At 43.4% G+C, this 13,467-nt stretch carries 6 protein-coding genes; 2 read left to right on the top strand and 4 right to left on the bottom strand.

Going from position 1 to position 13,467, the window contains the following annotated elements; all coding sequences use genetic code 11:
• The first annotated feature begins 100 nt into the window (after positions 1-100).
• Positions 101-1,063: an aldo/keto reductase gene (locus IQ276_RS34235; RefSeq protein WP_193914038.1), complete on the top strand. Its 963-nt coding sequence runs from the start codon at positions 101-103 to the stop codon at positions 1,061-1,063.
• Between the two features lie 137 nt (positions 1,064-1,200).
• Here the strand turns inward: IQ276_RS34235 and IQ276_RS34230 are convergent, their stop codons facing one another.
• Positions 1,201-3,489 (bottom strand): caspase family protein, encoded by a 2,289-nt coding sequence (locus tag IQ276_RS34230; RefSeq protein WP_193914040.1) that lies wholly within the window; start codon positions 3,487-3,489, stop codon positions 1,201-1,203.
• Here IQ276_RS34230 and IQ276_RS34225 point away from each other — a divergent pair.
• The gene (locus IQ276_RS34225; protein ID WP_193914042.1) at positions 3,479-3,664 is read left to right on the top strand and encodes a hypothetical protein; all 186 of its coding nucleotides are present in this window, start codon (positions 3,479-3,481) and stop codon (positions 3,662-3,664) included. The genes IQ276_RS34230 and IQ276_RS34225 overlap by 11 nt on opposite strands.
• On the opposite strand, the gene IQ276_RS34220 is transcribed toward IQ276_RS34225, so the two are convergent.
• From IQ276_RS34220 to IQ276_RS34210, 3 genes are all read right to left on the bottom strand, one after another.
• Positions 3,625-7,323 carry a CHAT domain-containing protein gene (locus IQ276_RS34220; protein WP_235116212.1) on the bottom strand — a complete coding sequence of 1,233 codons (3,699 nt, stop codon included), beginning with the start codon at positions 7,321-7,323 and terminating at the stop codon, positions 3,625-3,627. The genes IQ276_RS34225 and IQ276_RS34220 overlap by 40 nt on opposite strands.
• A gap of 279 nt (positions 7,324-7,602) precedes the next feature.
• On the bottom strand, positions 7,603-10,071 hold the full coding sequence (locus IQ276_RS34215) for a CHAT domain-containing protein (protein ID WP_309245626.1): 2,469 nt from the start codon (positions 10,069-10,071) through the stop codon (positions 7,603-7,605).
• 64 nt (positions 10,072-10,135) lie between these two features.
• Positions 10,136-13,426, bottom strand: coding sequence for a CHAT domain-containing protein (locus tag IQ276_RS34210; protein WP_235116211.1), 3,291 nt, complete (start codon positions 13,424-13,426; stop codon positions 10,136-10,138).
• Positions 13,427-13,467 lie beyond the last annotated feature (41 nt).

The following is a 13,467-nucleotide window of genomic DNA, read 5'->3' as shown; positions in this document are numbered from 1 at the left end:
AAAACTGTATCTTGAGAAAGATATTGTGAGATTGTTATTATGTTTAAATTAGCACCCAGTTGTATGTATTTAAGTAGTAGTTGCTATACAAGGAGAATACATGTCCGAAACTACATCAAATTCAGAAATGCTATATCGAGTTCTCGGTAGTACAAAAGAGAAAGTTTCGGCTATCGGACTGGGTGGTTGGCATATTGGCTTGAAGCACATTGATGAGCAACTAGCTATCCGGATTGTTCGCACAGCGATCGATGGCGGCATTACTTTTATGGACAATAGTTGGGATTACAATGATGGAGTTAGCGAAATTCGTATGGGCAAAGCACTGCGCGATCGCTACCGTGACAAAGTGTTCCTGATGACAAAAATTGACGGTCGGTCTAAGAAAGCAGCAGCAAAACAGCTAGACGAATCACTTCAACGTTTGCAAGTTGATTACATCGATCTTGTTCAGCACCACGAAATTATTCGCTACGAAGATCCGCATCGAGTTTTTGACCCAGAAGGGGCGAATGCTGCCTTGATTGAAGCACGGGAAGCTGGTAAGCTGCGATACATTGGTTTCACTGGACATAAAGACCCCCACGTGCATCTGCATATGTTGGAAGTTGCAGCCAGTCATAAGTTTAAATTTGATACAGTGCAGATGCCATTAAATGTCATGGATGCACATTACCGGAGCTTTGAGAAGCTGGTTTTGCCAGAACTAGTTAAACAAAACATCGGCGTTCTCGGCATGAAAAGTTTAGGAAATGGTATACTTTTGCGATCAAATACCGTAAAGCCAATCGAGTGTTTACAGTATGCTCTGAATCTGCCAACATCGGTTGTAATTACCGGAATTGACAGCATGGAGATTCTCGAACAAGCCTTTACAGCAGTGCGGACATTCCAGCCAATGAATGACCAGCAAGTGCGATCGCTCTTAGAAAAAACGGCAAAAGCAGCATCAAGCGGCGAATTTGAGCCATTCAAAACTTCATCGATTTTTGACAGCACTGCCCAAAATCCAGATTGGCTGGGAGACGAGCCACAACGCATTCAGGAATTGATGCCAGCATAAAGCTAGGGAAGGGTGCGTTAACTCTTCCACATGCCGTGAAAAATTATAGTACCGCGCATTTGGATTTGCACACGTATGGCGGGTTTGCCTTTCATTACTTTCTCAGCAATAATTCAGATCAATTATGCCGAAATTAGCTAACTATTGGCAGCAGCAACCACCTCAAATGCGATCGCCATTGCTGCCAGTTTTTTGGTATCAATACCACGAACTCCATCTGGGAGTGCGATCCCTTCGACATTAATGCCGCCACGAGTCCCTGCATCTAAGTCATAGAGCAAACTATTGGTAACATCTAACACTTCATCAGGGATGGCAACAGGCGCACTGCGATTTTCCAGTCCCCTTGACTTAGCAATTGTTTGCAATGCTTTGAGAGAATTTCGTAAAGGTGTTGTACTAGCAATGATCAGGGCTTCTGAGATTCCTAAAGGTTCGCCAATGGTGAGTTTAAACCCGTCATCAGTCTGGGGAATTACCTGCTTTTGTTTGGCTTCTATTAACGCCGCATCATCTGAGGCTGACCAATTATTGGGAAAAATAACTGTCATTTCTCCTTGAGCATCAATTACCAAAATGCTGACGTAGAGAGGACTAGATTCGTTATTTGCAATTTGGAAAGTAATCTCAGTTCCTATTGGTAATTTGGCTACACCAGAATCAGAAGAATTGAGCGGCTGTGCTGGCGCTGGTTTATTTAGCTCTCCGGTTTCTTTTTTCACAGCACCGCGAATTGTGAAAGTTTCAGCAAACAACTCATTATTGACAGCGATATTCATGGATGCGGTGACTGCAATCCGCGAGGTGTTAGCATTTCCTAGTATTTGCTTGACAATTCTGGCTGCTAACAGTGATTTTAACTTCGGTTGCAACCGCTTTACTGCCTCAGTTACTGTTTCATTACCATTACCAAAAGAGGCCGGAACTATCTGATCTTGGCTAGGTAAAAATAAACCAAAACTGCCTACGGTGGGTAAATTAACTATTCGTTGTTTCTGTAATTGTTGATGTTTGACCTCACTCATGCGTCCAAAAATATATTGCACCTCAAAAGTCCCTAAGGGTTTGGGCTCAATGCGATTAATTGCTCCTAACGCTTGGGTTGCCTGCTGGGTAGTATTATTATCTAAGGAGTCATCTAGCCCAATTTTTAAAGTTAGATTGTTGGGGATGCTGCGGATGCGTTCTTGTAATAAAGTTCCTGGTTGAATTGTGGTTTGTGCCCTGGCAGTTGTTAGTAGTTTACCATTGGCAATTAATCCTTGGCGATCGCCTAACTTTACCAGTCCTCTTTCACCGCCTTTAGGATCTAAGACGGTTAAAATCATATCTTTTTTAAACGCTTCCAAACTTTGTGAATCTATGCCGCCGAGCCACAATTTTACTTGGTCTCCCTTGACTTGAGTAACCACAGCCTCTGCTGGGAGAGCCGAAAAGGAAGAGAAATAGATCGGTGCGTTGGTATTTTCTCTGCTAAAGTTTGTTTCTAATTGGGGATCTTGAAAGTTTCCTTGCTCTCTAGCTAGAACTTTCGTACTCCGAGCTACATTGACGATCGCTCTATTCACAGGTTCATTTCCACTTTGCTGCCATAGATATTGAGTTAATAAATAAGTAAAGGCTCCAGCATAAAAGTCATCAAAAGCTGCATCGGCGGCGTATTGTTCGCGTTTGGCGCTGGCGATGACAACTCCCTTAGCAACTCCTTTTCTGCGACGTTCGATAAATTGTTGTTGTGAAAGTCCGAGTTTTTTTAACCATTGTTGCTGATAATCGAGTTCCGCTTGACTCGGTTGCAGAAGTGAACTACCATCACGCGATCGCACCCGCAAATTCCCCCGTGTCCCACCGCCAGAATGACAGCTATCTAACACAACAGTAATGTTGTCTGTTTTCAGTGCAGACATCAGTAAAAACAGCGTGTGTCCCATAATGTCTTGGACTGCGCCACCAACAACCGGATATCCTGGCGGTAATTGGCTATCTATGGGTACAAAAGTGCTGTTGAGTCCATCAGGGGAATCGCGATCGCGATCTTCTACTTGTGAACCATGTCCAGAAAAGTGGAACACCACCACATCCCCAGGTTTAGCTTGATTAATCAAATGTTCTTCAAAGGCTGTGAGGATACCTTGACGGGTGGCTTGTTTATCCGTCAAGATGCGAATATCCTCTGATTTAAAGCCAAAGCGGTAAATTAATAACTCTTTCTGCAAAAGAACGTCATTTACACAACCTTTTAAAGCTGGGATGGTACCAGAATACTCATTTATACCCACCAGTAGCGCCAGTTTGCGGGGTGTACTTTGGGCGAGGACTTGGCTGTAGCGTTTCCCCTGCTGCATAATATCCAACTGGCTTAAACCCAATGTTGCAAAAGTGGAAGCACAAAATTGGAGAAAATGACGGCGTTTGATGTCAGACATAGGATTTTATTTATATCTTGCTAAAGTCGCTTTCAAAGATTGTATTTCTGGGTTGTGTGAGGTTATGCAAAATATTACAGCGCTTTTGGGTTGGTTTAAAGCACCAGACACGATTTATCGCGTCTTTGCGATCGATCATCGCCACTCACCCAAGAACGTAAACGCCGCCCAATAATTGGGATTACGCCATTTCTCCTGACGCCACATTTTCAATTGCGTCGCCCGCAACGCCTCATTTGCTGGCTTGCCTTGCTGCAACATTTGTTTGTAAAATTCCTGCATAAACACAGATGTACCTTCATCGCTAACTTGCCACAACGACACCACCAACCGTTCTGCACCTGCATACATTAAGCCTCTTGTCAATCCCACCAAGCCTTCACCTTGGATTTCCTTACCTAATCCCGTTTCGCAAGCACTTAGAACAATTAAATCGGCTGGATAATCAAGGTTAAACAAATCTGCTAAGCGCAGATATCCGCGGATGTCTTGACCTTGTTGATCTACCAGAGAAAGTACAATACCTGATAACTCTGGGTTGGCATCGTTGACAAAACCGTGAGTGGCAAAGTGTAAGATGCGGAATTGATTGAGGCTGCTGCTAGTAGCCCAAGTGTAGTTAGCCTCAAAATCAAAGACTTGCTGACGATTGGAGTTAGGTACAAGTTTTAAAATTGTCTCGGCTTCTTGGCGAGTACCAAAAATTCGTCCCCAACCTTGGGGATTGGAAATATCAGCAGAACGTTTGAGGGCAGAGCGTTCTAGCTCTATGTCAAGGGATTTTTGTTTATTTTGGGCATTGTTAACTCGCGTATCAGTAGCGCTGTATACTGGATCAGCGAGGATAGCCAAGGTTTTGGGTGCTTGTTTACGTGCAGCGAGTTCTTGGCGTTGAATGGCGATCGCTGAAGCAGAAGGTAGATTAACTATTTCATGGTTAACAAATAGCGGTTGGTAGTTAAAGTTGTTCCCTGATGCCGGAATATTTGGGATAACATCAATACCTCTTCTATCTTTATCTCCTGGAATGACCTCTCCCCCAGCCCCTCCCCTAGTAGGGGAGGGGAGTTTGTCTTTCTCCCCCTTTCCTTGCAGGGAAGGGGGTTGGGGGGTTAGGTCAGCCAACGCCGCAAAGGGAATATACTGCAAAGCCCCATCCGCAACAATAACTAAGCGTTTAGTGCCTAATTTATCTTTTACAGATGTGAGAATGAGTTGACTGAGTTCGGTAGCTGCTTTGTCAATGCGCCGAGTTTTGATGTCTGCACAGGGGTTTTCTTTATTTGTTACTGAAGGTGGTTTAGAACTTCTATGGCTGATGAGACAAAATAAATTGATGGCGCTTTTCTCTATCTCTTGTTTTTTGGGAAGTTCGTAAGTGTCGAGAGAATTGGGAGAAACCACCCATAAAAAACTGCGTTCTTCACCCAAGGAATACTGTAACAGCAGGGTGTCTTTATCGAGTTGTTGCTGAATTTGCGGTAAAGTCAGGGGTTGGGGATACTTCAGGTTGGCGTATTTTGGACTACTTTGGCGGATTTTGGTTTCTAGTTCCTTTTGTTGGGCTAGGAGTTGATCGATTTCTGTTTTCAACTTGTCAGCGTTGGCTTGAGAAACGGGGTCTTTAATTTTGTTACTATTAACTATCTCAAACCGCAGTTTTTCTCTAGCATCAATTAAGGCTTGTAAGCGGCTTTCCTCTGCTAGGAGTTCCGGGTTTGCACCTTTGCGGATATTGGCGCGTGCTTCGGTTAACAGTTCTACAAGTCCTCTAGCGCGAGAGCGATCGCTTGTTTCAATTGCTTTGACATCGTATCCTTTTGATGGGTCTTTTTTGTGCAGTTCCATCAAGATGTCGATTTTGAGTCGGTAATAATCTTGTACAGTGGCAAAAAAGGAGGTTCGTAAGTCTGAACTAGCGACTTCTTGGCGGATGTTTTCGATGATTGTTATTGCTTTATCTATCTCGGTGAGGGCTTGTTGTAATTGGTTGTTTTGGCGTTGGAGTTTGGCGATATTGTAGAGACTTTGGGCTTGTTCAGCACTAAAGCCTATTTCGTTATACAGAGCAAGTTGTTCTTGATAGGTTTGGATGGCTTTTTCTGGTTGTTTAAGGGCTGCGTAAGCTTCAGCAGTTGAGCCAATCACTATTCCCTCTAAGTCCCTATAGCGAGATTCTCGTGCTGCTTTTCTGGCTTTTTGAGAGGATTCTAGAGCCTGGGAATAATTTCCTTGTTTAATCTCAACTTGAGCAAAGATATCAAGTGTCGCTGCTTCTAAAACTAATTTAGACTCATCCATCTCTAGATTACGAGATAAAGCTATAACCTGATTGCCAAAATTAATTGCTTGTTGATAATCTCCCGCAGCAAAGTGATTTCTAGTAATACTCAATAGTGAAATGCCTTCATCCTGACAGTTTCCCGTGTTTTTGGATATAGACAAGGCTTGCTGATAAGAATTCAGAGCTTGTGGGTATGTTTGCAACTTACGATAAACATCACCAATCTTCGTCAGAGTACGAGTTTCACTGCCGCGATCGCTAATAATTTGCGAGATGGATAATGCTTGATTATAAACATTTAAACTCTCAGGATATGCCCCTAAAGACCAGTAAACATCACCAAGAGTCAACAAAGTATATGCTTCTGCTGGACGAGTTTTAATCTGACGTTGAATGTCTAACGCTTGATTGAGGCCATTAATCGCTTCTTGTTTTTTACCTTGTCGGTTGAGAATATCAGCGATATCAGTAAGTGTCTTTGCTTCATCAAGCTTACCGCCCATTATTTGTCTTAGTTTGAGTGCTTGTTGATAAACTTCAAGGGCTTTTTGATATTCCCCAACTCTGCCGTATGCTAAACCGCCAAGCATTTCTAGAAAAAATGCTTCACTTCCAAGATTCTCTAGCGTGCGGTATTTTTGAACTGTTTGTTTCCAATTTTCGATATTATTGTTGGTAGCTGCGGCAGAATTAGCGTTTGCTGATTGGTTAGAAGAATTATCTAATTTCTCAATTTCAGGAGGCTTTTTTATTGATGCTAATTTATCAGAACAAGTTGAACTTTGTAACGTCCTGTACATCAAATCAGATATGCTTCCTTTTCTCTTAAATTCTGGATCGAGATTATTAGCTTGTGTGATGTAATCAAAGCTTTTGTTGATTTCACCGAAATCGTTGAAGTAAAAAAAAGCAATATATTCGAGTGTTTCAGCTTGTTGGACGACATCACCTTTTTCTTTCCAGAAATCCAAAGCTTTGTTGTAATAATCAAGCGCTTTCTGTTTTTCCCCTAACTTTTGACTATAAATCTGTCCAACTGTACTAAAAACGAGAGGTGGCAAATCGAGACTTTTGGGAAAAAATGATGGCACTTTCAGAACCATATCGATCGCCTTTTCGTGTTCTCCCATCTTGTCGTAGACCAGGGAAAGTGAACCAGTGGCTGCTCCCTCACAATCGCGATCGCCTAAAGCTTGACAAATAGGTAACGCTTTCTGAGCATATTCCAAAGCTTTGGGATATTCTCCCCGAGCCCAGTATAGTTTGGAAATGCGATCGAGAGTATTGGCTTGTTTTTGGCGATCGCCTGCTAAGCCCCAATATTTTAAGGCTTCTTCCCATTTAGCAATGACTTGAGTAATGGGTGTGGTTTTTAAGTCTAACTTTTTGGCTTCGGCTTCTGCTTTTTGAGCCGCAGCCCGGTTGCTGTCTTGGGTGTTGGTTTGGGTTATTAGTTGAGAGGGTGTTGGTTTGGGATAGGCGCTGGCTGTTTGTGAACATAAGGATAAGCACAGCAACAGGATTAATCTTAGGGGGTGTGGTTGGCGCATATTAGCGTTATTTAATAGATAATTTATTTCTTGGAAATTTCTAACTACGGTGTACACCAAGTCTGAAATAGTTGACTCACCTGGGTTTCAGCATAGGTTTTACCCTACCCTAACCCTCCCCTTATAAAGGGGAGGGAACCGGATTTTATTATTTCCCCCCTTTATAAGGGGGGATTAAGGGGGGTAATACGACTTGTGTATACACCGTAGCCGCAAAGGGGAGAGGAATGGAAGGGAAGTTTTAAGAATAAGTCGCACATCGCGTTAATTTTAAAAAACCTACTCAGCTTCCCCAATGAGAGTAAAAGCTGCCCAATCAACGGGTTTCGGATTATTTTTCATCGTCGTCAGCATCGCCTGCCGTAGTGCTTGGGCTTTGTCAGGAGTTTTTTGCAGATTTTGATAAAATTCCGTCATTAATAGTGCTGTAGGCGCATCTGGAACCGACCACAGCGACACTAAAACACTGGGTACACCAGCACTAATTAAGGAACGAGATAAACCAATTACCCCATCCCCAGTTAGGCGTCCGCGTCCGGTGTCGCAAGCGCTTAAAACGACTAATTCGGCATTTAGCTTCAGATCGAGGATTTCTGAGGCTGTTAATAAACCATCATCTTTACCCGATGGTGTCAAAGCAATACCGCTATTTAATCCTTGGATATCATCAAATAAACCGTGGGTTGCTAAATGCACAAATCGCGCTTGGGGTAAACGCTGCACTACAGTTGTTTCTGTCGCTTTTTTGCCGATAAGAGGTTCGGTTTTGAGTAACTTGCTAATTGCATTTGCTTCCCGTTCTGCACCAGGTAAAGGTATTAATTGTTGCGGAGTTTCGCCGATTTTAGGTGCAACAAAAGGCATCGTCGGATTACCTACAATCAGCGTATCTTTCCCTTCTATGGGTTTTGTGCCTGTTTGTTGTTTCTGTTTGCGGGTTAAGTCTAAAACCTGAATTGATGGTGATGTGAGAAGAGTGTGTTTTTCAATCAGGTATTTACTGTCTGCGTTTTGTAATGCGGCAAAGGGGACGAGGAATAATGCACCTTGGGGAATGAAGATAACTTTTTCAGTTTCTTGTTTGGGAAGCAAGTCAGCGATGGGTTCAATCAGCAGTTTATGGAGTTGCTGAAATTTTTGTTTGGCTTTGGATTTATCAGGATTCTCCCTGGGAATAATACCACCGCGAAAAGGTGTACTTATTGCACCGATGGAGTTGCGGCTAGTGTTAACGAGTTTTTCCAGAGTTGTATTTTCTTTTTGCCACAGGGGTTTCAGGTCAGCTTTGCGGAAGGTAACTTCACCTGTGGGTTTGATTACCCAAATGTAGAGTTCTGATTCTTTGGTTTGTGGTTTACCTACAACTTTGAATTCCTCACTAATTATTGAGTATTGAACCAAGGTAGAATTTTGTGTCTTGGCAATTTGTTTAATTTCAACAATTGTGGGTAATTGGGGCGGTTTTGCTTCATTTTTACTATTATTAGATAACCGAGATGCTACTAACTCTACAAACGCTCTAGCGCGACCGCGTTCGGCAATTTCTAGTGCAGCATCAGGTTTATTTTGGGCAATTAAAGCTTTTTGCAGCAATTGGTAAGTTGCAGTTTGTGTTTCAAAAATTGAGACTTTATTAGCATCGCTTAATTTTGGTCGTAGAGACTCTAAAAGCTCTATTCCTTCGCGTAAAGTTTTTTCTGCTTCCGCCAATTTGTCAGATTGATAAAACGCGCTACCTATATATCTAAGAGTTCGGGCTTCACCCGCCTTGTCACCAACTTCTTTAAAAATAGCTAAGGCTTGCCCAAAAAACTTTAGCGCTTGAGGATACTGTGTTTGATGAGCGTAAACTCTGCCAATATTGCTCAGAGCAACTCCTTCTCCCGCCCGGTCGTTAACTTCTCTAAAAATAGCTAAGGCTTGCTGAAATAACTCTTGTGCTTGGGAATATTCACCTTGATTGCGTCGAAAATCTCCAATATTGTTGAGAGAAGCCCCTTCTCCCCGACGAATCCTAAGTTGTTTAAAAATAACGAAAGCTTGTTGATAATATTCAACAGCTTTAGCATACTGATCTACAGTCCGGTAATACAAGCCAATGGCGTTGAGGGTTAATGCTTCTTGTCTCTGATCGCCGATTTTTCTAAAAATATCTAAAGATTGCTGCAAGAAATCCAGCGCTTGAGGATACTGCCCTAGACTAGTATGAATTAATCCCAGGTCGGTAAGGGTAAATCCTTCACCAGACCGATCGCCTACTTGTCTGCGAATAGCTAAAGCCTGTTGATAAAACTCTAAAGCTTGAGGATACTGCCCCAAACCTTCATAAACTTTCCCAATATTGTTAAGAGCAGTTCCTTCATTCAAGCGATCGCCCAATTCTCTGAACATGTTTAAGGCTTGTTTGTAAAACTCTAGCGCTTGGATATAATCGCCTAGCGTGCGTTGAACTATAGCAATGTAATTGAGGCTAAGTGCTTCGCCTTTGCGATCTCGAATTTGCCGATAGATAGCTAGTGCTTGTTGAAATGACTGTAATGCTGCTTTATATTGACTAGTCTGAATCTGCTTATCACCTTGCTGATACAATCGGTCTGCTTCAGCTTTGCGGTCTGCTGCTGTTTGTGCCAATACCTGCGACGCTTGGAATAGTGGAGGCAAATTGGCGATGGGTTGTGAGATAGTCAAGATGAGAGTGATCAATGCGGTTAAACTAAGTTTGCGATCGCGCATAGATTTTAGAGTCACGAGTAAAGTAGGGAGTTTAAAGAGATATACAGCGCTTTTGGGTTAAGTAGATAACTTTAAAAACCTACTCAGCTTCCCCAATGAGAGTAAAAGCTGCCCAATCAACGGGATTAGGGTTATTTTTCATCGTCGTTAGCATCGCCTGCCGTAGTGCTTGGGCTTTGTCAGGAGTTTTTTGAATATTTTGATAAAATTCCGTCATTAATAGGGCTGTAGGCGCATCCGGAACCGACCAAAGGGATACTAAGACACTGGGTACACCAGCACTAATTAAAGAACGAGATAAACCAATTACCCCATCCCCAGTTAGGCGTCCGCGTCCGGTGTCGCAAGCGCTTAATACGACTAATTCGGCATTTAGCTTCAGGTCGAGGATTTCTGAGGCTGTTAATAAACCATCATCTTTACCAGATGGTGTCAAAGCAATACCGCTATTTAATCCTTGGATATCATCAAATAAACCGTGGGTTGCTAAATGCACAAATCGCGCTTTGGGTAAACGCTGCACTACAGTTGTTTCTGTCGCTTTTTTGCCGATAAGAGGTTCGGTTTTGAGTAATTTGCTAATGGCATTTGCTTCCTGTTCTGCACCAGGTAAAGGAATTAATTGTTGCGGAGTTTCGCCGATTTTTGGGGCGACAAAAGGCATTATCGGATTACCTACAATCAGCGTATCTTTCCCTTCTATGGGTTTTGTGCCTGTTTGTTGTTTCTGTTTGCGGGTTAAGTCTAAAACCTGAATTGATGGTGATGTGAGAAGAGTGTGTTTTTCAATCAGGTATTTCCCGTCTGCGTCTTGTAATGCGGCGAAGGGGACTAGGAATAATGCACCTTGAGGAATGAAGATAACTCTGTCGCTAGAATTTTTGGGTAATAAGTCACCGATGGGGTTGATTAATAATTCGTGTAAACGCTTTAAATTATTTTTTGCTTTGGGTGCATTGGGGTTGTAAGTTACATCGATGCCGCGAAAAGCTGTACCTCTTGCACCGATGGAATTGCGGCTGGTAGTAACGAGTTTTGCAAGAGTTGTGTTTTCTTTTTGCCACAGGGTTTTCAAGTCAGCTTTGCGGAAAGTAACTTCACCTGTGGGTTTGATTACCCAAATGTAGAGTTCTGATTCTTGAGTTTCTTGTTTACCCTGATTTTTGAAGTAATTATAAATAATTGAATATTCAACGAGAGTGGAATTTTGTTGTTTGGCAATTTGTTGCAGCAGCGCTACTGTAGGTTTTTCTGGGATTTGACTTGTATTTTTGTCAGACAAGCGTGAAGTCAATAATTCCACAAACGCCCTGGAACGTCCCCGTTCAGAAATTTCTAACGCTTCTTTGATTTTATTCTGAGCAATTAGAATTTCTTGTAATATGCGGTAAGTGCGAGCTTGTTGTTCAAAAATTGAGACTTTGTAGCTATCATTCTTACCCAATCTTCCCCTGAGAGATTCCCAAACTTCAATCCCAGCGCGGAGGGTTTTTTCTGCTTCCGGGAGATTGCCAGATTTTTGGTAAGCTGGTCCTAGATTGTTCAGAGATTGACCCTCGCCCAAACGGTCTTTGATTTCGCGGGCGATCGCCAAAGTTTTCTGTTGGTAATCAATCGCCTTAGCGTAGTCTCCCAGAGAATAGTAAGTAATTCCTAGATTGCTCAGGGCATAACGCTCACCTAAAGGGTATTTGATTTCTCGGGCGATCGCCAAGTATTGCTCGTGGTACTCAATCGCCTTAGCGTAGTCTCCCAGGGAATTGTAAGCACCTCCCAGATTGCCCAGAGATGTACCCTCGCCTTTGCGGTCTTTGATTTCTCGGGCAATTGCCAAACTTTTCTGGTAGTACTCAATCGCCTTAGCGTAGTCTCCCAGGGAATAGTAAGCATTTCCCAGATTGCCCAGAGCAGCACCCTCACCTAAACGGTATTTAATTTCTCGGGCGATCGCCAAGTATTGCTCGTGGTACTCAATCGCCTTAGCGTAGTCTCCCAGGGAATCGTAAGCATTTCCCAGATTGCCCAGAGATTGACCCTCGCCTAAACGGTCTTTGATTTCTCGGGCGATGTCCAAACTCTGCTCGTGGTACTCAATCGCCTTAGCGTAGTCTCCCAGGGAATGGTAAGCATTTCCCAGATTGCCCAGAGATTGACCCTCGCCTAAACGGTCTTTGATTTCTCGGGCGATCGCCAATCTCTGCTGTTGATAATCAATGGCTTTGGTGTAGTTTCCCAGGGAAAAGTAAGCAATTCCCAGATTGCTCAGAGCACCACCCTCACCTAAACGGTATTTGATTTCTCGGGCGATCGCCAAGTATTGCTCGTGGTACTCAATCGCCTTAGCGTAGTCTCCCAGGGAATTGTAAGCTGCTCCTAGATTGCCCAGAGATTGACCCTCGCCTAAACGGTCTTTGATTTCTCGGGCGATGTCCAAACTCTGCTGCTGGTAATCAATCGCCTTAACGTAGTCTCCCAGGGAATTGTAAGCATTTCCCAGATTGCCCAGAGCAGCACCCTCACCTAAACGGTATTTGATTTCTCGGGCGATCGCCAAGTGTTGCTGGTGGTACTCAATCGCCTTAGCGTAGTCTCCCAGGGAATAGTAAGCATTTCCCAGATTGCCCAGAGCAGCACCCTCACCTAAACGGTATTTAATTTCTCGGGCGATCGCCAATCTCTGCTGCTGGTATTCAATGGCTTTGGCGTAGTCTCCCAGCGAATAGTAAGCACTTCCCAGATTTCCCAGAGCAGCACCCTCACCTTTACGGTCTTTGATTTCACGAGCGATCACTAATCTCTGCTGCTGGTACTCAATGGCTTTGGCGTAGTCTCCCAGGGAATCGTAAGCAATTCCCAGATTGCCCAGAGATTCTCCTTCCCCTTTACGGTCTTTGATTTCACGAGCGATCGCTAAACTTAAGGAGTGGTACTCAATGGCTTTGTCGTAGTCTCCTTTTGCATCGTAAGCAAGTCCCAGATTGCCTAGAGCGGCACCCTCAATTGAACGGTCATTGATTTCACGAGCGATCGCCAAACTCTGCTGCTGGTACTCAATGGCTTTGGTGTAGTCTCCCCGGTAATCGTAAATAACTCCCAGACGGCCTAGAGTTTTTCCCTCTCCTTTACGGTCTTTGATTTCTCGATAAATAATAAGTGCTTGTTGCCAAGACTGTAACGCGGCTTCAAATTGGCTAATTTTATACTGCTCAAGACCTTGCTGCGACAATCGGTCTGCTTCTACTTTCCGTTCTGCTGGCGTTTGCGCCAATACTTGCGACGCTTGGAATAGTGGAGGCAAATTGGCGATGGGTTGTGAAATAGTCAAGATGAGAGTGAGCAATGCGGTTAAACTAAGTTTGCAATCGCGCATAAATTTTAGAGTCAGGAGTAAAATAGGGAGTTCAAAAAGAT

It is taken from the genome of Desmonostoc muscorum LEGE 12446, assembly GCF_015207005.2.
GTDB classification, from domain to species: domain Bacteria; phylum Cyanobacteriota; class Cyanobacteriia; order Cyanobacteriales; family Nostocaceae; genus Nostoc; species Nostoc muscorum.
Note: the sequence above shows the minus strand (reverse complement) of the source record. Positions and strands in the feature narration are given on the sequence as shown.

What these genes read in the sequence shown, in the direction of transcription:
- IQ276_RS34225 (WP_193914042.1), top strand. Translation starts at nt 3,479, where the DNA reads ATGTCAGACATAGGATTTTATTTATATCTTGCTAAAGTCGCTTTCAAA.
- IQ276_RS34235 (WP_193914038.1), top strand. Translation starts at nt 101, where the DNA reads ATGTCCGAAACTACATCAAATTCAGAAATGCTATATCGAGTTCTCGGT.
- IQ276_RS34220 (WP_235116212.1), bottom strand. Translation starts at nt 7,323, where the DNA reads ATGCGCCAACCACACCCCCTAAGATTAATCCTGTTGCTGTGCTTATCC.
- IQ276_RS34230 (WP_193914040.1), bottom strand. Translation starts at nt 3,489, where the DNA reads ATGTCTGACATCAAACGCCGTCATTTTCTCCAATTTTGTGCTTCCACT.
- IQ276_RS34210 (WP_235116211.1), bottom strand. Translation starts at nt 13,426, where the DNA reads ATGCGCGATTGCAAACTTAGTTTAACCGCATTGCTCACTCTCATCTTG.